Source organism: Maribacter luteus (genome assembly GCF_009674825.1).
GTDB classification, from domain to species: domain Bacteria; phylum Bacteroidota; class Bacteroidia; order Flavobacteriales; family Flavobacteriaceae; genus Maribacter_A; species Maribacter_A luteus.
Map to the genome: position 1 here is coordinate 980 of NZ_WKJH01000022.1, position 26,244 is coordinate 27,223.

General features: G+C 42.5%; 20 protein-coding genes. 12 read left to right on the forward strand and 8 right to left on the reverse strand.

Annotation, left to right across the window (positions count from 1 at the left end; genetic code table 11):
- The 3 genes from GJ691_RS19735 to GJ691_RS13555 all read right to left on the reverse strand — a co-directional run.
- A partial coding sequence (locus GJ691_RS19735) for a putative sodium/potassium/calcium exchanger (protein ID WP_425481745.1) occupies nt 1-2,166 on the reverse strand: 2,166 nt, incomplete at its 3' end.
- A gap of 386 nt (nt 2,167-2,552) precedes the next feature.
- Nucleotides 2,553-3,704, reverse strand: coding sequence for a T9SS type B sorting domain-containing protein (locus GJ691_RS13550; RefSeq protein WP_154367788.1), 1,152 nt, complete (start codon nt 3,702-3,704; stop codon nt 2,553-2,555).
- A gap of 1 nt (nt 3,705) precedes the next feature.
- The gene (locus GJ691_RS13555; RefSeq protein ID WP_154367790.1) at nt 3,706-8,343 is read right to left on the reverse strand and encodes a bZIP transcription factor; all 4,638 of its coding nucleotides are present in this window, start codon (nt 8,341-8,343) and stop codon (nt 3,706-3,708) included.
- Between the two features lie 417 nt (nt 8,344-8,760).
- On the opposite strand from GJ691_RS13555, the gene GJ691_RS13560 reads away from it, so the two are divergent.
- The 6 genes from GJ691_RS13560 (at nt 8,761) to GJ691_RS13585 (ending at nt 14,316) form a co-directional block, all read left to right on the forward strand.
- Nucleotides 8,761-9,510 carry a hypothetical protein gene (locus GJ691_RS13560; protein ID WP_154367792.1) on the forward strand — a complete coding sequence of 250 codons (750 nt, stop codon included), beginning with the start codon at nt 8,761-8,763 and terminating at the stop codon, nt 9,508-9,510.
- Nucleotides 9,497-10,276 (forward strand): hypothetical protein, encoded by a 780-nt coding sequence (locus tag GJ691_RS13565; protein ID WP_246200184.1) that lies wholly within the window; start codon nt 9,497-9,499, stop codon nt 10,274-10,276. The genes GJ691_RS13560 and GJ691_RS13565 overlap by 14 nt, the downstream gene beginning before the upstream one ends.
- Before the next feature lie 51 nt (nt 10,277-10,327).
- The gene (locus tag GJ691_RS13570) at nt 10,328-10,834 is read left to right on the forward strand and encodes a DUF6702 family protein (protein ID WP_154367794.1); all 507 of its coding nucleotides are present in this window, start codon (nt 10,328-10,330) and stop codon (nt 10,832-10,834) included.
- Between the two features lie 61 nt (nt 10,835-10,895).
- A complete protein-coding gene (locus tag GJ691_RS13575; protein ID WP_154367796.1) occupies nt 10,896-13,202 on the forward strand; it encodes a M1 family metallopeptidase in 2,307 nt (768 codons plus the stop codon).
- A gap of 190 nt (nt 13,203-13,392) precedes the next feature.
- Nucleotides 13,393-13,731, forward strand: a complete 339-nt coding sequence (locus tag GJ691_RS13580) for a Sec-independent protein translocase subunit TatA/TatB (protein ID WP_154367798.1) — start codon at nt 13,393-13,395, stop codon at nt 13,729-13,731.
- 12 nt (nt 13,732-13,743) lie between these two features.
- Nucleotides 13,744-14,316, forward strand: coding sequence for a phosphatase PAP2 family protein (locus GJ691_RS13585; protein WP_154367800.1), 573 nt, complete (start codon nt 13,744-13,746; stop codon nt 14,314-14,316).
- On the opposite strand, the gene GJ691_RS13590 is transcribed toward GJ691_RS13585, so the two are convergent.
- Nucleotides 14,282-14,923 (reverse strand): O-methyltransferase, encoded by a 642-nt coding sequence (locus GJ691_RS13590; RefSeq protein ID WP_154367802.1) that lies wholly within the window; start codon nt 14,921-14,923, stop codon nt 14,282-14,284. The genes GJ691_RS13585 and GJ691_RS13590 overlap by 35 nt on opposite strands.
- Before the next feature lie 78 nt (nt 14,924-15,001).
- Between GJ691_RS13590 and GJ691_RS13595 the strand changes: the two genes are divergently transcribed.
- From GJ691_RS13595 to GJ691_RS13605, 3 genes are read left to right on the forward strand one after another with little or no spacing between them, the layout of a single operon-like run.
- Nucleotides 15,002-15,460 (forward strand): GNAT family N-acetyltransferase, encoded by a 459-nt coding sequence (locus GJ691_RS13595; protein ID WP_154367804.1) that lies wholly within the window; start codon nt 15,002-15,004, stop codon nt 15,458-15,460.
- Between the two features lie 60 nt (nt 15,461-15,520).
- Nucleotides 15,521-16,795, forward strand: a complete 1,275-nt coding sequence (gene kynU / locus GJ691_RS13600) for a kynureninase (RefSeq protein ID WP_154367806.1) — start codon at nt 15,521-15,523, stop codon at nt 16,793-16,795.
- Nucleotides 16,796-16,843: 48 nt separating this feature from the next.
- Nucleotides 16,844-17,998, forward strand: a complete 1,155-nt coding sequence (locus tag GJ691_RS13605; RefSeq protein WP_154367808.1) for an MFS transporter — start codon at nt 16,844-16,846, stop codon at nt 17,996-17,998.
- Nucleotides 17,999-18,007: 9 nt separating this feature from the next.
- Here the strand turns inward: GJ691_RS13605 and GJ691_RS13610 are convergent, their stop codons facing one another.
- Entirely contained in the window at nt 18,008-18,679 is a 672-nt protein-coding gene (locus GJ691_RS13610) for a hypothetical protein (RefSeq protein ID WP_154367810.1), read from the reverse strand.
- Between the two features lie 262 nt (nt 18,680-18,941).
- Here GJ691_RS13610 and GJ691_RS13615 point away from each other — a divergent pair, with 262 nt between their 5' ends.
- A complete protein-coding gene (locus tag GJ691_RS13615; RefSeq protein WP_154367812.1) occupies nt 18,942-19,490 on the forward strand; it encodes a ClpP family protease in 549 nt (182 codons plus the stop codon).
- A gap of 261 nt (nt 19,491-19,751) precedes the next feature.
- Nucleotides 19,752-21,092, forward strand: coding sequence for an FAD-dependent oxidoreductase (locus GJ691_RS13620; protein ID WP_154367815.1), 1,341 nt, complete (start codon nt 19,752-19,754; stop codon nt 21,090-21,092).
- Between the two features lie 54 nt (nt 21,093-21,146).
- On the opposite strand, the gene GJ691_RS13625 is transcribed toward GJ691_RS13620, so the two are convergent.
- Nucleotides 21,147-21,926, reverse strand: coding sequence for a zinc ribbon domain-containing protein (locus GJ691_RS13625; RefSeq protein ID WP_154367817.1), 780 nt, complete (start codon nt 21,924-21,926; stop codon nt 21,147-21,149).
- Between the two features lie 2 nt (nt 21,927-21,928).
- Nucleotides 21,929-23,023, reverse strand: coding sequence for a Nif3-like dinuclear metal center hexameric protein (locus tag GJ691_RS13630; RefSeq protein WP_154367824.1), 1,095 nt, complete (start codon nt 23,021-23,023; stop codon nt 21,929-21,931).
- 50 nt (nt 23,024-23,073) lie between these two features.
- Here GJ691_RS13630 and lpxK point away from each other — a divergent pair, with 50 nt between their 5' ends.
- Nucleotides 23,074-24,072 carry a tetraacyldisaccharide 4'-kinase gene (gene lpxK / locus GJ691_RS13635; RefSeq protein WP_154367826.1) on the forward strand — a complete coding sequence of 333 codons (999 nt, stop codon included), beginning with the start codon at nt 23,074-23,076 and terminating at the stop codon, nt 24,070-24,072.
- Here lpxK and GJ691_RS13640 read toward each other — a convergent pair.
- Entirely contained in the window at nt 24,062-26,242 is a 2,181-nt protein-coding gene (locus GJ691_RS13640) for a tetratricopeptide repeat-containing hybrid sensor histidine kinase/response regulator (RefSeq protein WP_154367966.1), read from the reverse strand. The two genes, lpxK and GJ691_RS13640, sit on opposite strands and share 11 nt — an antisense overlap.
- Nucleotides 26,243-26,244: the final 2 nt, after the last annotated feature.

The following is a 26,244-nucleotide window of genomic DNA, read 5'->3' on the forward strand; positions in this document are numbered from 1 at the left end:
ATCGCCAACTTCTCCTTTGTCTCCTTTGTCACCGACTTCGCCTTTGTCTCCTTTATCTCCAGTTTCACCTTTGTCGCCAACTAAACCTTTATCTCCGGTTTCTCCTTTATCACCAACTTCGCCTTTATCTCCAGTTTCACCTTTATCGCCAACTTCACCTTTATCGCCAACTTCACCTTTGTCACCAACGAGACCTTTATCTCCGGTTTCACCTTTGTCGCCGATTTCGCCTTTGTCACCGATTTCGCCTTTGTCTCCTTTATCTCCAGTTTCACCTTTGTCTCCGACTAAACCTTTATCTCCAGTTTCACCTTTGTCACCAACTTCTCCTTTGTCTCCTTTATCTCCGACTAGACCTTTATCTCCGACTTCACCTTTATCGCCAACTTCACCTTTGTCACCAACGAGACCTTTATCTCCGGTTTCTCCTTTGTCGCCAACATCTCCTTTGTCTCCTTTGTCACCGACTAGACCTTTATCTCCGGTTTCACCTTTATCGCCAACTTCACCTTTGTCACCAACAAGACCTTTATCTCCAGTTTCTCCTTTATCACCGACTTCTCCTTTATCTCCAGTTTCTCCTTTGTCACCAACATCTCCTTTGTCTCCTTTGTCACCGACTAGACCTTTATCTCCGGTTTCACCTTTGTCACCGGTTTCTCCCTTATCTCCGACTTCTCCTTTGTCACCGGTTTCGCCTTTATCACCAACATCTCCTTTGTCTCCTTTGTCACCAACTAAACCTTTATCTCCGGTTTCACCTTTGTCGCCGGTTTCTCCTTTATCACCAACTTCACCTTTGTCTCCTTTATCTCCAGTTTCACCTTTGTCGCCAACTAAACCTTTATCTCCGGTTTCACCTTTGTCACCGACTTCTCCTTTGTCACCGGTTTCTCCTTTGTCACCGGTTTCTCCCTTATCTCCAGCGAGTCCTTTGTCACCGGTTTCTCCTTTATCACCAACATCTCCTTTGTCTCCTTTGTCACCAACTAAACCTTTATCTCCGGTTTCTCCCTTATCTCCGACTTCGCCTTTGTCTCCTTTGTCACCAACTAAACCTTTATCTCCAGTTTCACCTTTGTCGCCGGTTTCTCCCTTATCTCCGACTTCACCTTTATCGCCAACTTCACCTTTGTCTCCTTTGTCTCCAGTTTCACCTTTGTCACCGACTTCGCCTTTGTCTCCTTTGTCACCAACTAAACCTTTATCTCCAGTTTCACCTTTGTCGCCGGTTTCTCCTTTGTCACCGATTTCGCCTTTGTCGCCGGTTTCTCCCTTATCTCCGACTTCACCTTTATCGCCAACTTCACCTTTGTCTCCTTTGTCGCCAGTTTCACCTTTGTCACCGACTAGACCTTTATCTCCGGTTTCACCTTTGTCACCGACTTCTCCCTTATCTCCGACTTCTCCTTTATCTCCAGTTTCACCTTTGTCACCAACATCTCCTTTGTCTCCTTTGTCTCCGACTAGACCTTTATCTCCGTTTTCGCCTTTATCTCCAGTTTCTCCTTTGTCTCCTTTATCTCCAGTTTCACCTTTGTCACCGGTTTCTCCTTTATCTCCGACTTCTCCTTTATCTCCGGTTTCACCTTTGTCACCGACTTCTCCTTTGTTACCGGTTTCACCTTTATCACCAACTTCACCTTTGTCACCAACAAGACCTTTATCTCCAGTTTCTCCTTTGTCGCCGACTAGACCTTTGAGTGAAGTTACCCATTCAGCCTCGGTGCCGATGAATCCACTGGCCACCGCTATATCGTAAGCGGAATCGCCATTGATTCCTGCCGGACCTGTAAGATTTGATGTTGTAAAACTTGTGTTATCGGAATAATTGAAAGTGAATGTACCGTTATTATTATCGATTGTATTGATTAAGCTTTTTCCACTAATACCTGAATTACCATCGCACAAGTTGTTCCATTGGCTTCCGTCATAATAATGGATGCATTGGGTGTCGGTGTTGTAGACCATGGCACCGTTCAATGGGGTAATACCTTGCATTTGGGTGGTGGAGAGCCTTGTTAAAACAAAGGCTTTATTCGTGCTTTCGAGCTCCACGATGGAGGACGGATTTATAACACTGGGGTTTTCACCTATTTTTACCTGGCCCAGCGCTAACTGTGTGCCAAGAAGGATTAGAAATATAGCAATTTTCTTAATGTCCATTCCGATTGGGGATTTTGGGGTACTTTATTAATCGATCAAAAATAACCCTATGCACTCCCGATATATAAAATATGTTGTGAGTAGCGGTCAATATGTTGTGAAAGGCAAGTATAGTTACTGATAATCGATAAAAGGCTCCTTTCGTCTAAACTATATACTATTTGTAAGTAGTTGATATACTGGTTTATAGGTCTGGTTTGTCGGATATATGGCTGTAGCCATGGAAATGCGCTGTACAGCAGGTACTTTAGGAAATAACCTACAGAATATGTAATACAAAAACAACTTTAGGAAGAAGGTCGTTTTCAGCTCACCGAATGACGCTAAAAAAAGGTATTCTGATACTACGGAAATATCGCTTATCCTGTTTGAAATGATTCCGCTTTTTAGCGGGTTAAATACAGGAATCCTTGAAAACTCAATCCAAGGTCATCCATAGAAACAATATAAAAATAAACATCTGATGGAAGCCCCTGTTCTCGGTCGATCACGAAATTATCCACATTGGAATACCCCTTGAATTGGTCGGTGTAATTCACTTGATCAAAGACCAAAGACCCATATCGGTTATAGATCCTTAGGTGGTTGTTGGGGGAAAGCTCCAACAGTTCGGGAATCATCAAGATATCGTTGATCCCATCACCATTGGCGGAAACGATATAATTCTCCAAATCGAGGAAGTCTTCGGGTACATCCAAGGTCGCAAAGGTAATGGCCTCATAATCATCGGGTATAAAGCTGTCCGAAGCCACAAATCCTACGGTAAGGTCACCCGTACCCCCAGCCGGACTCAAGGCTACCCATTGGTTTTCGGCCTTGCTCCAACCGGCGACCATAATCGTGGTCACATCATCGGTAAGGGCTGCGATATCGCTACGTTCGTTCCAACTGATCTCTATGGTCGAAGGCACGCTACCCTGCAGTCTCCAAAATTCGGTGCCACTGACGCCCCCCAAAACCTTGGATTTTATGGCCGGGTCAAAACTTTCACTGATCGAGGTAGGACTCCCGGCATTCTCAAAAAAGTAAGCGCATTTGGCCACGGGGTTCTCACTTTCAGACCTTAGGATCAACGGGCGCAATTGCACCCCGTCTCCCACGGGAAAGGTAAAAGAGCTTTGGCCCGTAACGGCGGCATAGCCATCTACTTGCGAAAGATCGCTGTCGCCCGTATAAAAGGCATCCTGTAAAAAGGTATAGGAAACGTCTGTTTGGTTTTTAAAGGTGAGGAAATCCCCAACGATAAAATTGGTGTTGTTCAGGTTGTTGATCCCCGTTTGCAGCAATACGCCCGTAGGGTTGGCAATCTCCATATCGTAAAAGGTAGGTACAAAGGCGCCGGAAACATAGATCTGGTCATTGCCGTAAAAACCGGCCAGCCCCACATTCTCGTCAAAAGCGGCATCGTTGATCAGATCGGTATGAAAACCGAGCTGCCCTTGGTTGTGGATCCGTATGTTACCACTGTTGTACAGGGCGGTCTGGGCATGGCCCAACATGCCGAACAGCAAAAGCGATATATAGCAAAGGTTTTTCATGTTAGTCATTTGCTTCTTTGGTCAACAACAATTGTTTAATAAGGTCAATGTCACTTTTAAGCGTTTCCAACTCCTTGGTCAAGGCCCTGTTCTCGTTTTGCAATTGATCGATCTTCTTTTCCTGTTCTATGGTATGCAAGAAGAGCTCCTCGATTTTTTCTAGGTTGTTCAAAGACGATTTTGATAAATTCCACTTTCCATCGGCTTTGGCTTGTTTGGCAGAGACAACACCAGGTAAATGGTTAAATTTCTTTATAAATGATTCAACTTCTTTTAGTGATTTGAATTGGTAATTATCATTTATAGTAGATTTACCTTTAAAATATTTTTCGAAGACATAATCTGGTATTGGTAAATACGCATTATCGGTATAGATTTGTCCCTCTACAATTAAATTTCCGTCAACGTGTAGTCTAGCGTCAATTGTATTTACATCAAAATTAGGTCCAATGCCAACATTGCGAAATTCATCGATTTTTAAGGCTTCTATTCCATTTGTGGAAAAACCCAATTCATCAATTCCCGCTCTATACATTCCTATGTCATTATCGCTATTAGTATAAAAACCATAAGTTGGCAAGGCGGCACTTCCTGATCTGGTGGCAAAGCCATCTTCGGCCCTTATTTGGCCATCAACATGTAATTTGTCATTGATATTAGTAGGTGACCCTGGACTTCCAAAGTTCCCTATGCCTATATTTCCACTTCCTAAAAATTGTAAATTTTGGCCATTTAAATCGTAAGTTCTGTCTTCACCAGAAGTTTGGGTAAGATCAGTAGTGGAAAGGTTGGTTGAGTTAGGTGTTGCCCAAACGACATCCGTTCCATTAGTGGTAAGAACTTGCCCATCTGTACCTTGTTGGATTTTGTCTGGGGTTACATTATCATCGAGAATCTTTAATGTTGTAACCGCATCGTCTGCAATATCCTCAGTTAGTATTGTCCCGTCCAGAATCTGAGCAGTAGTGATGCCACCAGTAGGCACGGAGAGGTCGGTTGTGGATCCATTACCAGTTATAGTTGATCCATCCGATGATACGGGAAGAACTGTTGGTGCCGCCCAGACAACATCACCTGCTGCGTCGGTCGTAAGTACTTCTCCGTTGGCACCTTCTGCTATCTTCGCCGGTGTCACGTTGTTATCCGCGATATCGATGGTTGCAATTGTGAGATCGGCAATCTGGGTCGTTGTGATGCCATCTGTCGGAACGGAGAGGTCGGTTGTGGACCCATCACCAGTTATAGTTGATCCATCCGATGATACGGGAAGAACTGTTGGTGCCGCCCAGACAACATCACCTGCTGCGTCGGTCGTAAGTACCTCGCCGTTGGCACCTTCTGCTATCTTCGCCGGTGTCACGTTGTTATCCGCGATATCGATGGTTGCAATTGTGAGATCGGCAATCTGGGTCGTTGAGATGCCATCTGTCGGAACGGAGAGGTCGGTTGTGGACCCATCACCAGTTATAGTTGATCCATCCGATGATACGGGAAGAACTGTTGGTGCCGCCCAGACAACATCACCTGCTGCGTCGGTCGTAAGTACTTCGCCGTTGGCACCTTCGGCTATCTTTGTCGGTGTCACGTTGTTATCCGCGATGTCTATCGTTGCAATTGTGAGATCGGCAATCTGGGTCGTTGTAATACCATTGGTGGGTACTGAAAGGTCGGTTGTGGACCCATCACCAGTTATTGTCGTTCCGTCCGATGATACGGGAAGAACTGTTGGTGCCGCCCAGACAACATCACCTGCTGCGTTGGTCGTAAGGACTTCGCCGTTGGCACCTTCGGCTATCTTCGCCGGTGTCACGTTGTTATCCGCGATGTCTATCGTTGCAATTGTGAGATCGGCAATCTGGGTCGTTGTGATTCCATCGGTAGGAACTGAAAGGTCGGTTGTGGACCCATCACCAGTTATTGTCGTTCCGTCCGATGATACGGGAAGAACTGTTGGTGCCGCCCAGACAACATCACCTGCTGCGTTGGTCGTAAGGACTTCGCCGTTGGCACCTTCGGCTATCTTCGCCGGTGTCACGTTGTTATCCGCGATGTCTATCGTTGCAATTGTGAGATCGGCAATCTGGGTCGTTGTGATTCCATCGGTAGGAACTGAAAGGTCCGTTGTAGACCCATCACCTGTAATTGTGGAACCATCGGCAGATACGGGCATTACTGTCGGATTCGCCCAAACAACATCAGTTCCACTGGTGGTGAGGACTTGCCCATCGTTAGCACTTGCGGCTATTTTTTCGATTGTAACGTTGTCATCGAGTATTTTAGTTGAAGTTACGGCATCATCGTTGATGTCCTCAGCTAGTATAGTTCCGTTCAATATCTCGTCCGTTGTTACCGCCCCTGTGTTGATGTCGTCCGCGATAATTGTATTCAATGCGATTTTGGTTGATGTAATTGCATCATCTGCTACGGTATAAGCGTCACCTGTAACCCCAGTTCCGGAAATGGTTGTAGCATCGAAAATGGCGGATGCCCCACTGGGTGGAAAATCAACCCATTCAACTGCAGTTCCAGCAGCATTGGTTCTTAAAATTTGGTCAGCTGCTCCGGGTGCGATTTTTTCATCGGTTACATTCGCATCCAATATTTTTATGGTCGTAATTGCATCATCTGCTACGGTATAAGCGTCACCTGTCACCCCAGTTCCGGAAATGGTTGTAGCATCGAAAATGGCAGATGCCCCACTGGGTGGAAAATCAACCCATTCAACTGCAGTTCCAGCAGCATTGGTTCTTAAAATTTGGTCAGCTGCTCCGGGTGCGATTTTTTCATCGGTTACATTCGCATTCAATATTTTTATGGTCGTAATTGCATCGTCTGCTACGGTATAAGCGTCACCTGTCACCCCGGTTCCGGAAATCGTAGTAGCATCGAAAATGTCGGATGTCCCACTAGGCGGTAAATCAACCCATGAAACAGCATTCCCAGCGGCGTTCGTTCTTAGTATTTGGTCGGCTGCCCCAGGTAAAATTTTTGCAGTGGTCACTGCATTATCAGCAAGTTCATCGGTATCAATTCCACCTAAACTAACTCCTAAGGTAAGTGGGTCGGCATTTGTCGCTCCACCTGAAAGTGTTAAAGTGCCGTCCGTGGGACCGGTTACTTCATTGCCAACAATGCCATCTACTTCTGCCGTTGCAGCAGGTAAATCGACCCAAGCAACGTTTCCTGTTCCATCGGTAGTTAGGTATTGTCCGTTGGTTGTAGAAGGTTCTATTTTTGCGGGAGTCACTGCTTCATTACTGATTTTACCCGTTGTGACAGCTCCATTAGCAAGCTCATTGGTATCGATTCCTCCATTTGCTACATCAAGCGTAAGGGGATTTGCATTTGTTCCCAATCCTGTAACTGTAAGAGTTCCATCTGTTGGACCAGTTACTTCATTGCCGATAATACCATCAACTTCAGCCGCAGCAGCGGGCAAATCAACCCATTCAACAACTCCTGAAGCGTTAGTACTTAAATATCTTCCAATCGTTGGTGAAGGTTCAATTTTAATAGGGGTGACCGCTGCATCTGCAATTTTAATTTCGGTCACTGCACTATTTCTAATTTTACCCGTAGTAATCGCATTATTTAAAATTTTAGCCGTCGTTATCGCATCATCTTCTATGGTTACCGCACCGGTATTGTCAATGGTAGCATCCCCACTCATGGCAACACTTGTTGCTACATTGGATGCGTTGCCCACATAGATCTCACCATTGTTCAATGTACTTACGGCCCCCGTGGCATTGTCCACATACGTTTTTACCGCATTTTGGGTAGGGAAAAGGTCTGCAGAATTCCCTAAGGCCACATCGTCCGATTTATTGGCTGCGTCTTCCTTTAAAAGTATATTGTCGGTATTGATCTGTATGTTGTCCGCATTCAATCCGATATTAAGGGCGTTGCTTAAAATACTTGCCGTATTGGTATCAATATCTGAACCGTTGGTGCTAATATCCCCTGTATTCGTAGTAATGGCATCCAAAACGGGCTGTTCATCATAAAATGCCCCTCCGTCAACACCGATCATAAGGTCATTTCCCGTATCGCCACTAATGATATCCGCATCGGTGATAAAGCCCGGGGTGTTGGTAAAACTCTCCAAAGTAACTTGGCTGGTATCCAGGGCATCGATCCCCACGGCATTATCGATGATCTCTTCCCGGCCAACGGCATCGTTCCCCAATTTATCGTTTCCTATACTGTTGTTCTGTATGTCCACACCATTGATACCGCCATCAACGATCTGTTCGGTACGTATACTGTTTTGTGCTACCTCAATATGGTTGTTTTCGCCATCGGTGGTAATTACGATGGTACTTCGGGTATTTACGAAAGGTTCGGTGGTTAAATTGGGTATGCCGCCCACTTCCTCACAAATATTGATCCATTCGGTACCATTATAATAATGTACGCACTGTAGGTCGGTATTATAGACCACCGCCCCGGGTAAGGGGGTAATGGCATTCATCTCGGCCGTACTTACTCGGGTGACCACCAATACACGGGAGCCACTTTCGAGCTCTAAGACCGATGATGGGTCAATGGTCTGGGGATTGTCCCCGATCTTGATCTGCCCTTTTACACCCGTGCCCAATAAAAGGCCTAAAACCAGAAAAAATAGTGTTCTTTTCATTTGTTCTTATTTCTTTCTTCTATTCACAAACTGCTTTGATAAAACAATTGTTTTTCTTGATACCCTACCCTATACGACCTTCATTGTTGATTATCGGTACGGTAGTGCATCACAAATTTTCAATAGCGTTGTTCAATCCTTTTTTTACCTGAATTTTGAAAGGAATGCACCTTTACGGTGACCAACAAAAATAGAATTATATAAATACATACCTAACTTTTGGTGTTGAAATAACCGCTAACCCGGTTAAAGGGTCATCTTCTGGGTTGAATGTTTTAAGGTTTGGTTATTAGTGGTTTAGTAGTTCGTTAAATAGTCATTAGAAACGGTGTTAAAACAAATTAACAAAAGTTTAGAGCCGACTGTTTTTAAATACCGTTTAGTTATGTTTCCTTTATATTTTGTAAATTATACTTGATGAAATCACTTTTACTATCCGTTTTTTGTTTTTTGTTCGTTTATACCGGGTTTTCCCAAGAAGACGATCGTGGCTACCTTAGGGGGCAGGTGCTCTATATGAACAGTTATGTGCCCAATGAGAACGTCATTAATACCACGGCACAGGTAGCTACCATTACCAATGCCAAAGGGGAGTTTTTGATCCGTGTAAAAGAGGGCGATGAATTGGTTTTTACGGCCCTTAATTATCAATTGCGGGTTGTTCTTGTTACCGAGGATATCATTCGAAAAGGACGCTTGGTGGTCGAGGTGGAAGAAAAGGTGACCGAACTTGATGAAGTCGTGGTGACCCCCGAACAGCAAGAGAAGTTCCTACAGGTAAAGAACGAGGAATTTAAGGAGTACGAGTACGAGAACGATCGATCAAGTGAGGTAGAGAATATTGCCATGCCCCAATACCAAAGGGGAATGAAAGACGGTATCAATTTCGTGAACATCTTTAAGGCCTTGGTAAATTCGGATAAAACGACACCAGAGGAAAAACGGCCCCAGTTAAAATTGAGCCAGGTGATGCGGCAGGTGTATGATGATAGCTTTTTTGTGAACGACTTGAACGTGCCCCAAGATAAGATCGATGCGTTTTTGATCTATTGCGATCACCAGATGCCGGCACGTACCCTTTTGAAAAAGGAAAACGAATTTGAGTTGATAGAATTTTTGGTGAACCAGAGTAAAACGTTCCTGAGCCAAATAGATGAGGAAAAGTAGGCTACTGCTTATCTTATTGTTTATTATGGGTGCCCGAATCAGCGCCCAGACATTTCCAAGTAAAGAAATAGAGGGAAGGGTCTATAGTGAGAGCGGCGATGTGGCCGCTACACATGTTATCAATACGTCTGCCCATAAAGCTTCGATAACGGATAATGAGGGATTCTTTTCCATCGCCGCCAAATTGAACGATACTTTGGTCTTTTCCGCCGTGCAGTACAAACGTAAGACGATGGTCGTGACCCCAGCGGTTTTCGAAAGCAAATTACTCTATGTACCCATGGAAGAATTGGTGACCGAGTTGGACGAGGTCGTGGTAATGCCCTATAACCTTACGGGGGACATGGCGACAGATTTAAAACGCACCCAAATCGAACCCGTGGTTACCGCATCTACATTGGGCCTGCCGAACGCTTATGTAAAATTACCTACCCAGGCCGAAAGGGAATTGTTCGCGGCAACGGCAAATCCTTTTATGAGTTTCGACCCTTTGATCAATGCCATTTCAGGACGTACAAAAATGTTGAAACAACGGGTGGCCAGGAATGAAAAGTATGAACGTACCCAACGCGTAAGGGCATTTTATGCGGATACGCTTTTTGTCACCGAATTGAATATCCCGAAAGAAAAGATAGCCGATTTTATGTATTTCTGTGAGGTAGACCCAACCTTTCAGTATTTGGTAGATTCCCATGACCAATTTAAAATATGGGAATACATGCGTAAAAAAAGTAAGGTCTATAGGGAAAACAATGCGATGGATTAATACTGGGATCGGCACAACTATTGCACCGGTTTTATAGAAATATTTTAGTACATGAAGGTTTTAAAAAAGAGTTTGGTCCTATTGCTTTTGCCCTTGTTGGCATTTACGGCGGCCCATAAGTATTACGTAAGCGTAACGAATATCAATTACTCGGAGAAAGATCAGGCCTTTCAGATCACAACACGTATATTCATCGATGATATTGAGGCATTGCTCAAAGAGCGGTACGGCCTTGAAGCGAAATTGGCTACTGATAAGGAGTCCAAGATGACCGATGCTTATATCGGGAAATACCTAAAGGCCAAATTCTTAATACATATTAATGGGGAACAGAAGCAATACCGTTTCTTGGGCAAAAAATACGATAACGATATCATGGTCTGTTATCTCGAGATTCCCGATATACCCGGTAACGACATTACATCGATAACCGTGCAGAACGAAGTACTTACCGATCTTTATGATGAACAACAGAATCTGGTACATGTAAAGGTGAAAGGGAAAAAGAAAAGTTTTGTTCTCATTAAGGAGAATAATAAAGGAATGTTAAACTTATAACATCAATTAATTAATCGTTAAAAAAATTTTAAATTTCCGTCTTAATCTAATTAGAGATCATATGAATAGAATCAAGTATGGTTTTGCTTCTATTTTCTTCTTGTTCGCGGCAGTTATGACCGCACAGGAAGATGGGCAAAATACCAAGGAACAGGGGCACACCAACCTAAGTAAGTTCAAACAGATGTATGAGGAGTTCGCAACTCCAAATACCTATCGCTCCGCTTCAGGGGCGCCTGGGCCGGATTATTACCAGCAGCAGGCCGATTATAAGATAGATGTTGAGTTGGATGATAAAAATGCCAAAATCTACGGTACCGAGACCATTACTTATACCAATAATTCCCCCGACGACCTAGAGTTTTTGTGGGTGCAGTTGGATCAAAATGTACGGGCCAAGGACAGTAAGTCGCCTCTTCGTAACGGTGGGGGAGTGCCTTTGGCAGAGCAACCGGGAGGTTTTGTGGGTAAATATTTGGATGAGCCTTTTGATGGAGGATTCAATATTGAATACATTAAGGATGCCTCGGGTAAGCCCTTATCATATACGATCAACCAGACCATGATGCGGGTGAACATTCCCGAACCACTTAAGAGCAAGGAGCAATTGTCCTTCTCGATAAAGTGGTGGTACAATATTCCCGATCATACGGTGAACAGGGCACGTTCAGGATATGAGTATTTTCCAGAGGATGGCAATAGGGCTTATGTCATAGCGCAGTTCTTTCCAAGAATGGCCGTTTATAACGATGTGGAAGGATGGCAAAACCATCAATTCTGGGGTAGTGGGGAATTCGCCCTTCCTTTCGGGGATTATGAAGTGAACATTACGGTACCTGCCGATCACATTCTCGATGCTACGGGAGAACTTCAAAATAGGAAAGACGTTTTCACAAAGGAAATGATGAGCCGTTACGAGAGGGCGAAGAAGTCATACGACAAGCCTGTGGTCATCGTTACCCAAGCAGAGGCCAAAGCCGCTGAGGTAGGTTTTTCGGAACAGAAGAAAACATGGAAGTTCAAGGCGAAGAACGTCAGGGATTATGCTTTTGCCACCTCCCGAAAATTCATTTGGGACATGCAGGCCGTAAAATTGGGCAGTAAAGATGTAATGGCCGTTTCCTTATATCCGAAAGAAGGTAATCCGTTATGGGGCGATTATTCTACCATGGCCGTGGTACAAACCTTGAAAACCTATTCCAAACATACTTTTGATTATCCTTACCCAAAGGCTATTTCGGTACATGCGAAGAACCAAGGAATGGAATATCCCATGATCTGTTGGAATTACGGAAGGCCCAACGAGGATGGTAGTTATTCCGATCGTACTAAATTCGGAATGCTCAGTGTGATCATTCATGAAGTAGGACATAATTTCTTCCCGATGATCGTGAATTCCGATGAGCGCCAATGGGGATGGATGGATGAAGGATTGGATACCTTTATGCAGTATTTGACCGAACAGGCTTTCGGTGAAGCGCATCCAGATGTGATCGCTCCGGAAAGGTCCTATCCTTCACGAAGGGGAGACCCAAGTAAGATCGTACCGTATATGAGTGGGGACCAAAGTACCATTGCCCCGATCATGTCCAACCCAGAGAACGTATACCAATTAGGTTCAAACGCCTACAGTAAACCGGCAACAGCCCTGAATATTTTGAGGGAAACGGTAATGGGTCGCGAATTGTTCGATCATGCATTTAAGACCTATGCGCAACGTTGGATGTTTAAACACCCTACTCCCGAGGATTTCTTTAGGACCATGGAAGATGCTTCGGCCGTTGACTTGGATTGGTACTGGAGAGGTTGGTTCTATACCACCGATTATGTTGATATTGGGGTAAAAGGAATCAAAAAGTATTATGTATCGGATAAACCCGGTAAGAAAATGCGGGAATATATGGCCGCGCGTAACCTAACCGAAAGGGATTTAATGCCATTGGTTTATCTAGTAGATGAGGATAGTGAGGATTTTGATGCCAGGTTAAAAGGCAAAGCCCCATCTGAAAGTTCGCAGAACCTCAAGGAATTCATGATGGATCATATGACCGCGGAACAAAGGGCCAAGGTTAAGGAACCAAAGTATTTTTACGAAATCACCTATGATAAACCAGGAGGTATACCCATGCCATTGATCGTGGAATATACTTATGCCGATGGCTCCAAGGAAAATATAACCTATCCTCCTGAAATTTGGAGAAAGAACGATGCCGAAGTAAAACTGGTGCTTTCTTCACAGAGTGAATTGGTGAATATACAAGTGGATCCCAAAGCGGAAACTGCCGATATCGATACCACCAACAATTCATGGCCTAGACAAGAGCAGCAAAACGACTTTGAAAGGTTTAAACAAAACGTAAAAGGCTAAGAAGGCCTTTATGGGACCCAAGAGGGGCTCTAAAAGTGTGATTCATAACTATCTGGAGCACTGGGTGTAATGGGAATAAAATGAACTTCGGTAAAATGTTGTTCCCTGCGCCGCTTTAATTTGATAGGCGAACACGTTATTTAGAGCCCCTCTTTTTTAATTAGCAATTTATCTTCACTATATTTGGCGTATGTATTCGATGTTATTTTTATTTATCAGCGGGGCTGAGATATTTTTCATCATGTTCATTGTGGTGATGGTATTCGGTGCGGATAAGATTCCCGATATCGCCAGGGGATTGGGAAAAGGAATGCGCCAACTCAAGGATGCCACCGAAGACATAAAACAAGAGATCCAGAAAAGTGCCGAAAAACAAGGTATAGATACCAGTTTCGTCGATGATATTAAAAAGAACATCAATGATGTAAAGGGAAACCTGGAATCTGGACTTGGGGAAGATCTGAAAAAAGGATATCAGGACGTTAAGAAGAATGTCGATGACGTTACCGGTACCATAAAGCGGCAATAAATACGAACACCTATGCTAGAAAGAATTCTGCAATGGGATAGGGAAACACTCATTTATTTAAATAGTCTAGGGATTGAAGAGTACGATCATTTTTGGTCAACGGTGACCAATATCTATACTTGGACGCCTTTGTTCCTATTTTTTTTCGTGCTTATCTTCTGGAAATACAAACGAAAGGAAGCCATTTTCGTAACGCTTACCGTTTTGGCCTTGGTAGGTTTCATATTATTGGCCACCGATGTGACCAAAGGCTACTTTGCCCGGTTGCGACCCAATAATGATCTGGATGTAAATTCGTTGATCCGTGTTTTGCACAATCCATCCAGTTTTAGTTTTTTCTCGGGACATGCGGCCAGTTCTTTTTCCATTACCACGATCATAGTCCTATTTCTTAGGAAAAGGGTAAAGTGGTGCTGGGTCTTTTATGTTTGGCCCCTGCTTTTTGCCATGAGCAGAATGTATCTGGGGGTACATTACCCGGTCGACATCATCGTGGGTGCCCTTGTGGGCATCTTATCGGCATTCGCTTTTTACAATCTTTACAAAAGGATCATAGTACCCTACTTAGGGTTAACCCATCCCTGATAGGTAAAAGAACGGTTTCGATTCGGGGGTCTTCTTTCAGCATTCGATTGTATTCCAAAAGAATTTTAGTGGTCTTGTCCTTGTCCTTTACAGGTTCTACCACCTTGCCCGACCACAGCACATTATCGGATAGGATAATACCGCCCGATCTGGTTTTTTTGATCGCGGCCTCAAAATATTTGGGATATTCCTTTTTCTCGGCATCAATGAATACCAGGTCAAAGGTCATGTCCAAGGTCGGGATGATCTTTAATGCATCTCCCGTATGTTGTATTATCTGTGGCCCAAAATTACTTTGGTCAAAGTATTTGCGCTGAAAGCCGGTGAGTTCTTCATTCACGTCGATGGTATGCAATTGCCCATCTTTTCGGAGACCTTCTGCCAGGCACAAAGCCGAATATCCGGTGTAGGTGCCTATTTCAAGAATATTCAAAGGGCCGATGATCTTAGAGAGTAAACTCAATACCCTTCCCTGAAAATGCCCGGTGATCATTCGTGGTTGAATAACCTTAAGGTGTGTCTCGCGGGAAAGGGCCTTTAGCAATTCCGGTTCGTTTTCCGAATGGTCCTGAATATAATCCTCGATTATCGATGACAAAAAATGCATAGGTAAATTTTCGGTAAAAATATGTAAATATGTGCTACCTTGAAATTTCAATACATTGACTTTTTAAAGCATTATTATATGGATGTAATTGAAATAAGGGAGGCAAATCATGGTGATCTGGAACTTTTGCGCAGTTTTGAGCAAGGGGTGATCAAGGCAGAAAGACCTTTTGACCCCACGCTGGATGTGGATCCCATTTCCTATTATGATCTTGGGGCAATGCTCCAAGACAACGATGCACATATCGCGGTAGCCGAAATTCAAGGTAAGGTAATCGCCTCGGGTTACGCCTTGATCAAACCTGCTAAACCGTATTTGGCCCATCAATATTATTCGTATTTGGGGTTTATGTACACTTTGCCCGAGTATCGCGGAAAGGGAGTGAACGGAAAAATATTGGAATATCTTAAAGAATGGTCATTTTCAAGGGGATTGAAAGAGATTCGTTTAACGGTCTACGATGATAACCAAAATGCCATAAGGGCCTACGAAAAGGTGGGGTTCAAAAAGCACATCATTGAGATGCGGATTGAATAACAGCGAATGAAAGCAACTTGCTTTTAAACTGAAATTGTACTTTTGAATAAAAAGAAGACTATGCAATTTCAGAATACACTCACTTTTGCACAGCAGTTGGATGCTGAGGATATATTAAGAAAATATAGAAAGGAGTTTTATTTTCCCCAAATAGAAGGTAGGCAGGTCATTTACTTTACAGGTAATTCGCTCGGATTACAACCTAAATTGGCCCAATCCTATGTTGATGAGATTATGGGGGATTGGAGGATGCTCGGGGTCGAAGGTCATTTTCATGCCGATAAGCCTTGGTGGGATTATCATGAGCGTTTGGCCGGCCCATTGGCAAAAATAGTCGGTGCCGAGCGCGAAGAGGTTTCCGTAATGAATACCTTGAGTGTAAACCTACATTTGTTAATGGTCTCTTTTTATAACCCAACCAAGACCCGGTTTAAGATCTTATGTGAGGAAAAAGCTTTTCCCAGTGATCAATATTTATTGAACAGCCAAGTCCGTTGCCATGGTTTGGATCCCGAAGAGACCATAGTCGAAGTTAAGAAAAGGGAAGGGGAACATTTTTGGCGAACCGAGGATGTACGCGCTAAAATTGAGGAATTGGGCGATGAACTTGCCCTGGTTTTGATCGGCGGTGTTAATTATTATAACGGACAGGTCTTTGATATGGAGGGCATAACCAAGGCCGGTAAGGCCGTAGGGGCACGTGTTGGCTGGGATTTGGCCCATGCAGCCGGGAATATCACCTTGAAATTGCACGATTGGGATGTTGATTTTGCGGCCTGGTGCAGCTATAAATATATGAACAGTGGACCTGGGAATGCCTCTGGTGTGTTCATTCATAAAAATCATTTGGGTAATACCGATATACAGCGGTTCGAAGGCTGGTGGGGAACAAAAAAGGAAACCCGTTTTTTAATGAAACCTGTTTTTGAACCTATGGAAACCGCAGATGCTTGGCAGATCAGTAATCCACCCGTATTGGCATTGGCACCTTATTTGGCTTCCCTTCAACTTTTTGAGGAAGTAGGTATGGATGCCCTGATTGCCAAAAGGAAACGGATCGTTGCTTATTTGGAATTTATTCTGAATGAAATCGCACAGGCAGTGGAGGGGAGTTTTGAGATCATTACTCCCAAGGACCGGGGCTGCCAACTTAGTGTACTTTTGCACGGGCAGGGGAGGCCACTCTTTGACTACCTGATGAAACACGGGGTAATTGCCGATTGGCGAGAGCCTAATGTCATACGATTGGCACCGGCCCCTTTTTATTGTTCTTATGAAGATATGTACCGATTCGGACAGATATTAAAGGATGGTATTTTGACTCAAAACGATTAGCCGCCAAAGGCTATTTTAAGTAGTTTTGCCCTTTAAAAATCAAGCCTGATGAAATCACTACGATTGATTTTAAGTAATCCACGCTATTTTGGGCCTGCTTGGGTATTCGCCAGTTTAAATATCCTTTTTGGGACCTGGGTTATTAATATTCCCTCCGTCAAGGAGAATTTGGGAATAGACAAGGCCGATCTGGGTATTGCCATTTTTTTTCTATCCTTGGGGATATTTACCATTTTTCCCATCGCAGCCAAAATCATTAATAGGATCGGGGTGGGTAAAGCCACCTTCTTTGGTATAATGGGGAGTAGTTTTATGGCTCTTTTACCATTAGTGGCCCCAAATCATTATACGTTAATGGCGGCATTGTTCTTTTTCGGGGCTGCAAACGGCTTTACCGATATAGCCATGAACACCTTGGTTACCGAGATAGAGAAAAAAGACAAACAGATGTTCATGTCCGCGGCCCATGGTTTTTTCAGTTTGGGTGGTGTATTGGCCGGTTTGGGCAGCTTTTTGATCCTTACGATCGGGAGCCCGCCACTTCATATGCTAATTGCCGTTATCCTTGTTCTCGGGATAAATGCGATTTTCTTTAGGCGATATTACCATATTAAAGCGGCCCCCGTGAATAAGGAGCCTTTTAATTTTAAACTTTTCAAGCCTTTGTTGGTCATAGGTATCGTTGCCTTTGTGGCCATGGGGACCGAAGGGGCCATTGTAGATTGGAGCGGTCTGTATTTGAAAGAAATAAGTATGGCTCCCGAAGCCCTTTGGGGAGCAGGTTTTTTAGGTTTTCAAATAACAATGACCTTGGGTCGTTTTGTAGCCGATGCCATTAGTACACGAATCGGGTCGGTAAAAATCGTTGCCTTGGGTGCGATCATAGCCATCGGCGGATTTCTTATGGTGCTTTCAACCTTGACGTACTTGGTTATTGCCGGATTTGCATTGATCGGTCTGGGTTTTTCGGTCATGGCTCCGGAATTGTTCCGTATAGGAGGTAATGTCCAGGGAATAGATTCTTCCCAAGGGGTTTCCTTTATTGCGGGATTAGGTTATACCGGGTTTCTACTTGCTCCGCCAGTACTAGGGTTTGTAGCCAAGAAATGGTCATTGCTAACCTGTTTTACGGGCTTGCTGGGTTGTGTGGTGCTAATTTTGATGGCTACCTTACTGTTGAACCGAAAACGGCCGAATGCCTAAGTACGGTTCTTATTTTTGTTTCACTTCCAGCTTGGTGAAATACAGGGAGAACCCTTCGTCATTGGTATGGGTTTGGGCAATTTGCAGTCCGTCTTTTTCAATATAATCCTCCCATGTGGTTACCAAGGAAGCTTCCGGTTGGTTTTCTTTTCTAAATACCCATTCCTGTAAGCGATAGTCATCACCAAAGTAAAAGTCATAGGCATCGCCTGGCGTGTATCCGCCTTCAGTGCCATAAACGATCGTTAATCTGTGCATGGGTTTTTTACTGATCGGGGCCATTTCTTTTTCCTGATGTTCAAAGGTGTAATTCCCTTTGTCCCAAACCAGGTTGAAAGGGGCCAATAACCAATACTTATCATTGATGAACCCGCCGTTTATCTTGTTCGTAATGCTATCCAACTTTGACCTTTGGTAGATAGTGGTATCATTTTGGGAGATAGCGGTTACTTTGTTGTCCTTGATATTCCATATCCAGCTCCGTTCAAAATGCGAGCTGTCACGATCCACATTGAAAGTAAAATGCAGCTCCCCGATGTTTTTCCAATTTTGGAAACCATGGGCATTGGCGATTTTTTCAATAATGTCATATGTTTTTTCCTCTTTGGGTGGGGTTTCCTTTTTTTCTGTTTTACATCCAATAAAAAGGAGGCCTAATAGAACGAGCTTGATAATTTTCATGGTTTGCGGGTTTGTTCAAATATAATGGAATCGTTTTAATAAAGGAATAAGTGGATTGGACAAAATGGGAGCTATAAAAGCGGTTGTCGAAAGCATTGGTATCGGTTCGTTTTTATTCTGGTCGATGGCCAAACCAGGACGAGGGTAGGAAGGGGGTAAAAGGAAAAGGTGTGTATTGGCTTTTTTTTAATACAATTCGATAACCGTGATATCTGTTTATTTTTAATAAATTGCTTAGTTTTGGGTTCTTAAATTATACAAGATGAGTTCTAAAAAGGGAAAAGTACAGGAAGCAATAGATGAAAAGTTATTGGAAGAACGCAAGGTTTTTCTTTGGGGCATGGTCGATGATGATTCCGCCAAGCACGTAATCGATCGTTTGTTGTATTTGGATATGCAGAATAATAAAGAAATCCAGTTGTTCATCAACAGCCCAGGAGGATATGTTACTTCCGGTTTTGCGATGTACGATACCATAAAATCATTAAAAAGCCCTGTGTCCACGATTTGCACGGGTCTTGCAGCTTCAATGGGCTCTATTTTACTCTCTGTCGGTAAAAAGGGAAGACGTTTTATACAGCCCCATGCCCAGGTAATGATCCATCAGCCTAGTGGTGGTGCCCGTGGGCAAGCCTCGAATATAGAGATCCAGGCAAAAGAGATCATTAAGACCAAAGAATTGAGTGCAAAAATCTTGGCCGATAATTGTGATCAGGATTACGATAAGGTATTAAAGGATTTTGATCGTGATTATTGGATGAATGCCGAAGAGTCAATAGCTTACGGTATCGTTGACGGAATTCTGGAATAGAAATTTAAATTTCATCATTTCCGCATAAAGGAAAAAGTCCTTCACAATCGAATTGTGAAGGACTTTTTTTTGTGATATATATAGACGCCGAAGCGGATAGTACCATATATACGTAGAAAATGGGTGTTTTGGATGTTTTTAAAAGGTTTTATTGTCATTTACGTAATCATTCCCATGTTTATCAGTGGCTTTGATGATTATCTGATTGAAGTTATTTTTATTAAATTTACAAGCTAACCCTTAGTTTTTTCTATAAATATAATGAAGCAAACTCCAAAGAACATTGCCATAGTAGGATCTGGACTGGTAGGTTCCCTATTGGCCATATATTTAAGAAAATATGGACATACGGTTACCGTATTCGATCGCCGTCCCGATATTAGGACCATAGTGTTTTCAGGTCGTTCCATTAACTTGGCGATGAGCAATAGGGGATGGAAAGCCTTATCGGAGATTGGTATAGAGGATGAGATCAAGAAAATTGCGATTCCTTTGGATAAAAGGGCAATGCATGTAGTAGGGAAACCTATGTATTTTCAAAAATATGGAAAGGAAGGGGAGGCTATCTGGTCTATTTCCAGGGGTGTGCTGAACCGTCGTATGATCGATTTGGCTGAAGAGTCGGGAGTTACCTTTAAGTTCGAGGAAAAGGTCTGGGATGTAGATTTGCCCGAAGCTAAATTATATACAGGGGAAACCGAGAAAGGGGAGTGGCAAGAATATAAGTTTGATCTGATCTTTGGTTGTGATGGGGCGTTTTCCAGGGTTCGCCATAAAATGCAACGTCGAAGCCGATTCGATTATTCCCAGGATTTTATAGATGTAGGCTATAAGGAATTGACCATTCCTGCAAATGCAGATGGTACCCACAAATTGGATGCCCATTCTTTTCATATTTGGCCACGTGGTAAGTATATGTTCATTGCCATGCCCAATTTAGATGGTAGTTTTACCTGTACCTTGTTCATGCCCTTCGAAGGGGAGGTTTCATTTGATAGTCTAAAGACCAAGGAAGAGGCCAAGAATTTCTTTGAGACCAATTTTCCTAGCGTGAATCATGAAATAGAGGATTTAACGACCGATTTTTTTAAAAATCCGACCAGCGCCATGGTAACCATGAAGTGTTATCCTTGGACCTACTGGGACAAAGTTGCCTTGGTCGGCGATTCGGCCCATGCCGTGGTTCCTTTTTACGGACAAGGAATGAACGCAGGATTTGAGGATATATATGCCCTTAATGGGATTATAGAAAAATATGGTGATGATTGGGAGGCTATTTTCCAAGCTTATCAAAAAGAACGTAAACCGAATGCAGATGCCATCGCCGAACTGAGTTATCGCAATTTTATAGAAATGAGCAGTAAAACGGCAGATCCCCGATTTTTGCTGCAAAAAAAGATTGAGAAGAGGTTCGCCGAAAAACATCCTGAAAAGTGGGTTCCTTTATATTCGAGGGTAACATTCTCGGATAGACCTTATGCTGAGGCTTTGGCCATTGGTGACGAACAGGAAAAAATTATGGAACACATTATGGGGCTTCCCGATATTGAAGAAAAATGGGACAGTGCGGAAGTAGAGTCTAAGATTTTAGGAATGTTATAATATAAAAAAAGACCATCTGATCAGATGGCCTTTTTTTAACTGTAAAAGGTATTGTTAGATCTTGGCGAACAATTTTTCCATTTTTTCCATCTCTTCCTCAGCCAATACGGGATCAACTAGGATTCTTCCACTATGTTCGTCGGTAATGATTTTTTTACGGGAAGCGATTTCTACCTGAACCTGAGGCGGAATGGTAAAGAAAGAACCTCCTGAAGCCCCTCTTTCGATAGGAACAACGGCAAGTCCGTTTTTAACATTGTTTCTGATTCTTGCATAGGCTTTCACCAATCTTTCCTCGATTTGCTCTTGGTATTCCAAAGATTTGTTCAAAAGTGCTTTTTCTTCTTTTTCGGTTTCTGCTAAAATAGCGTCCAACTCACTTTTCTTGTGTTTTAAATGAGCTTCACGCTCACTCAATTTTTCTTTAGTACCGGAGATAACTTCTTTTTTCTGCTCTATCTGGGCCTTGAACTCTTTAATATTCTTTTCGGCAAGTTGTATTTCCAATTCCTGGAACTCAAGTTCTTTACTGATGGAATTGAATTCCCTGCTGTTACGAACATTTTTTTGTTGCTCAGTATATTTCTTGATCAATGCTTTGGATTCATCAATCAAATTCTTCTTTGCGGTAATTTCGAAGTTTATCGTCTCAACATCGGTCTTTAGCTTGTCCAGTCTGGTTTTTAAACCAAGAACATCATCTTCCAAATCCTCAACCTCTAAGGGTAGCTCACCCCTTACATTGCGTATTTCGTCAACTCTAGAATCGATTAATTGCAAATCATATAATGCCCTTAGCTTCTCTTCTACGGTTACTTCACCTTTTTTTGCCATACTTATAAATACTTGATTGGATTCGTTTTACTTTCCGATAAACGGACTGCAAAATTAGGAATTTTTTTCGTAAGATAATCAACTAAAAGATTTTTTGTAAACTGTTCGGTTTCAAAGTGTCCAATATCCGCGATGACCATGCTGTCCTCAGCCTCGAAAAATTGATGGTATTTTACATCCGCAGTAATAAAAAGGTCTGCTCCTGCAGCTTTGGCGGCTTTTATGGCAAAAGCACCACTGCCTCCCAAGACTGCCACTTTTTCAATATTCTTGTCCAGTAATGCAGAGTGGCGTATACCCTTGGCATGCATTCTTTCTTTAACCAAGTTAAGAAAATCGATTTCTTTCATGGGTTTGTTAAGTGAGCCGATCATACCCATACCAATGTCTTGATTGGTATTCTCCAAGGTCAAAACTTCATATGCGACTTCTTCATAGGGATGGTTTTTGAACAAAGCGTTCATTACTTTTTTCTCTACGGATGAGGTAAAGGTAATATTGATTTGCATTTCTTCCTCAAAGTGGGTCTTGCCGATATCCCCTTTAGTTGGGTTGGCATTTTCATTGGCTTTGTAAGACCCGATTCCTTTTGTGGTGAAGCTGCAATTGCTATAGTTGCCTATAGTACCTGCACCGGCGTTGTACAAAGCATTTTTTAAATCTTCCACTGCCTCTAAAGGAGCATATGTCGTTAGTTTTTTAATCGTATTTTTTTGGGGTATGAGGATTTTCGGTTCCATTATTCCGAGTACCTCACATATTTTCGCATTTACGCCATCTACACTATTATCGAGAGCGGTATGCATGCTGTAGATTGCTATTTTGTGCTGTATGGCTTTGATAACGACCCTTTGCACGTATGTGTCGCCGGTAAGTTTTTTGAGTCCACTGAAAATAATGGGATGAAAACTAACGATCAAATTACAATTATGGGCAATAGCCTCGTCAACCACATTTTCAAGCGTATCCAAAGTAACAAGGATTCCCGAAACTTCCTGATTGCCATCGCCGACCAATAGTCCCACATTGTCAAAATCCTCGGCATGGGCCAAAGGAGCCAATTCTTCCAATATTCCTGTTACTTCTTTTACGATCATTTTCTGTTTTTATAAGGTTATCAAAGATAAAATATTATAATTTCGTTCTAATGCAACTGCTCAGAAAAATAGCTTTTCCCGTTTCTTTGGTTTATGCCCTTGTGGTATATGTACGTAATGTACTGTACGACATAGGTTTTTTTAAAAGTAGGTCTTTTAAGACCCCTACAATTTGCGTTGGTAACCTCAGTGTTGGTGGTACGGGAAAAACACCCATGATCGAATATTTGGTCAAAAACCTGAAAGATTCCTATAAGGTTGCCGTATTGAGTAGGGGATACGGACGAAAATCAAATGGGTTCGTGCAGGCTACTGTACAGAGTGCCGTCGAGGAAATCGGGGATGAGCCTTTTCAAATCTTGAATAAGTTTTCAGAAATTACGGTTGCCGTTGATGGGGATAGATGCAATGGGATTTTAAATCTGGAACAGTCGGTTGGTCCCGATGTAATCCTTTTGGATGATGCCTTTCAACACCGAAAGGTAAAACCGACTTTTTCAATATTGCTAACTGCGTATGATAATTTGTATGCCAAGGATTGGTATTTGCCAACAGGGAATTTGAGGGATGCAAAAAAAGAGTCTCGCCGTGCGCATATGATTGTTGTGACCAAATGCCCCGGAAACCTGACAGGGGATGACCAGCACAAAATTAAAAAGCTACTTCATCCAAAGACCGATCAAAAAGTACTGTTCAGTACCCTGCAATATGACGAAGAACTCAAAAGTACAACCGGCCATAAGAATTTGGGAGATTTGAAGGGAAGGGAGGTTACCTTGGTTACAGGTATTGCCAACCCGAAACCTTTAATGGTGTATTTGAAAAATAAAGGGTTGGATCTTGAGCATATGGAATATAGGGACCATCATTTTTTCAGCAATTCAGAAATTGAACTGTTCAACTCCAAAGCATTGGTCTTGACCACGGAGAAGGATTTTGCCAGGTTAAAGGGCAAGGTCAAGAATTTATATTACATACGGGTGAAACACGTATTTCTGGATGAAGGTGCTACCTTATTGAATACTGCCATAGAAGGCGTTATGCAATAGGCTTGGGGTTTTCTTGTTTGCCAAAAATATTTTCCCCGATTTTTTGATAGAAAATCTCTGGTTTAAAAGGTTTGGTAACCACATCATTACAACCAGCTGCGAAAAAGCTTTCCAAACTATCGTCTAATGAAATGGCTGTAAGGGCAATAATCGGCGTGGTCTTATCGAATTTACGAATCTCTATAGTTGCTTCATCGCCACTTATGCCAGGCATATGGATATCCATTAAGATGGCATCATACGTATTTTTTTGGGCTAGTTCTATGGCTTCTGTCCCATTGTTGGCAATATCGGCAGTAATCTCTTTTTTGGACAGCATTTTTTTGGTGATGACCTGGTTTATCTTGTTGTCCTCAACGATCATTATATGTAGCCCTTTGAAGTCATATTCTTGTTGAGCTATTTCAAAAGGTATATCATCAATGATATTGTCCTTGCTTTTTAATTTTAATTCGAAGAAGAAAGCACTACCTTCTCCCAATTCACTCGTCAATTTGATTTTACTGTCAAATAGTCCCAAGAGACTTTTTACAATAGTAAGACCAAGGCCGGTGCCACCATATTCCCTGTTGATTTGTATAGATCCTTGTTCAAATCCTTCAAAGATTTTTTCTTGTTGTTCATGGGATATACCGATACCATTGTCCCTGACTTCAAAATATAAGGTAACATCTTCCTCTTCTTTGTGTACCAATTGGGCTTGTACCGAGACTTCACCGTTTTTAGTGAATTTCAGGGCATTTCCGATCAGGTTCATAAAAACTTGGGAAAGCTTTAAAGGATCGCTCATTAAATGGGAAGGAATACTTTCATCATAATCCAAGATAAGCTTGGTGTTATTTCCTTTTGCGCTTTGTTGAAGGGAATCTATAACTTCTTTTAAAAGTCTTTTAAGATTGAACTCCATGATCAAAGGCTCTAACTTATCGGCATCTATTTTGTTGATATGAAGAATGTCATTGATGAAATTGAGTAGGTAATCCCCCGAAAATTTCAAAGCTTTTAGATGTTCTATTTGGTTTTCATTTGGGTTTTCCTCCAATAATAAGTGTGTAAGACCTGTAACCGCATATAGTGGTGTCCTTAATTCGTGGCTAACAGTGGATAGAAAATTGGTCTTAGCTTCCATGGCGCTTACGGCCTCGTCCCTAGCAGCTTGTAATTCGCTGTTTTTAGTATGTAAAAGATCGTTGGTCTTTAGTTTTATCTGATTATTTCTGTAAAGGGAAACTGCAAGCAGGGATATGATTATTAAAAATCCGGAGGTTAATATGGCCGTTATCTCGGATCTGTTCGCTGATTTACCCAGTTCTTCTATGAGATTGTCCTGTCGTTTTATTTCATTGGCCATGTTTTCACTATGGATCTCGTCTGCCGTTTTTGTGATGAGGTTCAATTTCTCCAAACTAAAAAGAGAATCTTTGGCCGTATAAAGATTGCGGGTAGCTATTAAGGCCTTTTCATAGTTTCCTTCTTCTTCATTGGCTTCAGCTAGTAATTTATTACCGTCTACGATCTCAACCGCAAAGCCATATTGGTTGGCCAATTGTAGGGCGCTGTGGGCATTTTTAATGGCTTCTTCATAATTCCTGGTCCTTAGTTTGGTTTCTGCAAGTCCCAAATAGGCCCTGGTAGTAAGATATTGCTTTTCATAAATATCGGTGTTCACAATCAATGAATTGAAATTCTTGGCAGCACTTTCGTATTTATCCAGATTTAAATAAATCTCACCTTCTGTAAGTAATAGGTTATTGAAAAAATTTCGGTCATTGCTCAGTTGTCTTGCTTCGTTAAGCATGAAAATGGCCTGGAAATTCTGATTCTCCCTAAAAAGGAGAATGGCTTCTATGTATTTATAATAAGCATCCCCATAAGGGTATTGTACTTCGCCCAATAGTACTTTTGCGCGGTCCCAGTAGTATTTGGTGGTATTGACCTTATCTAATTTTAAATAGGTCAGGGCAAACATGTTGTAACTGTCTATCAGTTGTTTTACATCTTTGTTCTCTTCAGCCAAAAGGGCTGCCTTATCCAAGGATTCAAGTGCAAGGTCTATTTTGTTTTGGTTTCTATAGGTCCTTGCCTCGTTAAAATGGACTTCCACATCATCGAGAATTTCATTCTTTTGCGTAAACCCATTCACCGAAATAGAGAAAACAACCAAAAACATGG

What these genes read in the sequence shown, in the direction of transcription:
- GJ691_RS13555 (WP_154367790.1), bottom strand. Translation starts at nt 8,343, where the DNA reads ATGAAAAGAACACTATTTTTTCTGGTTTTAGGCCTTTTATTGGGCACG.
- GJ691_RS13625 (WP_154367817.1), bottom strand. Translation starts at nt 21,926, where the DNA reads ATGGCAAAAAAAGGTGAAGTAACCGTAGAAGAGAAGCTAAGGGCATTA.
- GJ691_RS13620 (WP_154367815.1), top strand. Translation starts at nt 19,752, where the DNA reads ATGAAGCAAACTCCAAAGAACATTGCCATAGTAGGATCTGGACTGGTA.
- lpxK (WP_154367826.1), top strand. Translation starts at nt 23,074, where the DNA reads ATGCAACTGCTCAGAAAAATAGCTTTTCCCGTTTCTTTGGTTTATGCC.
- GJ691_RS13595 (WP_154367804.1), top strand. Translation starts at nt 15,002, where the DNA reads ATGGATGTAATTGAAATAAGGGAGGCAAATCATGGTGATCTGGAACTT.
- GJ691_RS13640 (WP_154367966.1), bottom strand. Translation starts at nt 26,242, where the DNA reads ATGTTTTTGGTTGTTTTCTCTATTTCGGTGAATGGGTTTACGCAAAAG.
- GJ691_RS13590 (WP_154367802.1), bottom strand. Translation starts at nt 14,923, where the DNA reads ATGCATTTTTTGTCATCGATAATCGAGGATTATATTCAGGACCATTCG.
- GJ691_RS13575 (WP_154367796.1), top strand. Translation starts at nt 10,896, where the DNA reads ATGAATAGAATCAAGTATGGTTTTGCTTCTATTTTCTTCTTGTTCGCG.
- GJ691_RS13630 (WP_154367824.1), bottom strand. Translation starts at nt 23,023, where the DNA reads ATGATCGTAAAAGAAGTAACAGGAATATTGGAAGAATTGGCTCCTTTG.
- GJ691_RS13565 (WP_246200184.1), top strand. Translation starts at nt 9,497, where the DNA reads ATGAGGAAAAGTAGGCTACTGCTTATCTTATTGTTTATTATGGGTGCC.
- kynU (WP_154367806.1), top strand. Translation starts at nt 15,521, where the DNA reads ATGCAATTTCAGAATACACTCACTTTTGCACAGCAGTTGGATGCTGAG.
- GJ691_RS13605 (WP_154367808.1), top strand. Translation starts at nt 16,844, where the DNA reads ATGAAATCACTACGATTGATTTTAAGTAATCCACGCTATTTTGGGCCT.
- GJ691_RS13570 (WP_154367794.1), top strand. Translation starts at nt 10,328, where the DNA reads ATGAAGGTTTTAAAAAAGAGTTTGGTCCTATTGCTTTTGCCCTTGTTG.
- GJ691_RS13610 (WP_154367810.1), bottom strand. Translation starts at nt 18,679, where the DNA reads ATGAAAATTATCAAGCTCGTTCTATTAGGCCTCCTTTTTATTGGATGT.
- GJ691_RS13615 (WP_154367812.1), top strand. Translation starts at nt 18,942, where the DNA reads ATGAGTTCTAAAAAGGGAAAAGTACAGGAAGCAATAGATGAAAAGTTA.
- GJ691_RS13560 (WP_154367792.1), top strand. Translation starts at nt 8,761, where the DNA reads ATGAAATCACTTTTACTATCCGTTTTTTGTTTTTTGTTCGTTTATACC.
- GJ691_RS13550 (WP_154367788.1), bottom strand. Translation starts at nt 3,704, where the DNA reads ATGAAAAACCTTTGCTATATATCGCTTTTGCTGTTCGGCATGTTGGGC.
- GJ691_RS13585 (WP_154367800.1), top strand. Translation starts at nt 13,744, where the DNA reads ATGCTAGAAAGAATTCTGCAATGGGATAGGGAAACACTCATTTATTTA.
- GJ691_RS13580 (WP_154367798.1), top strand. Translation starts at nt 13,393, where the DNA reads ATGTATTCGATGTTATTTTTATTTATCAGCGGGGCTGAGATATTTTTC.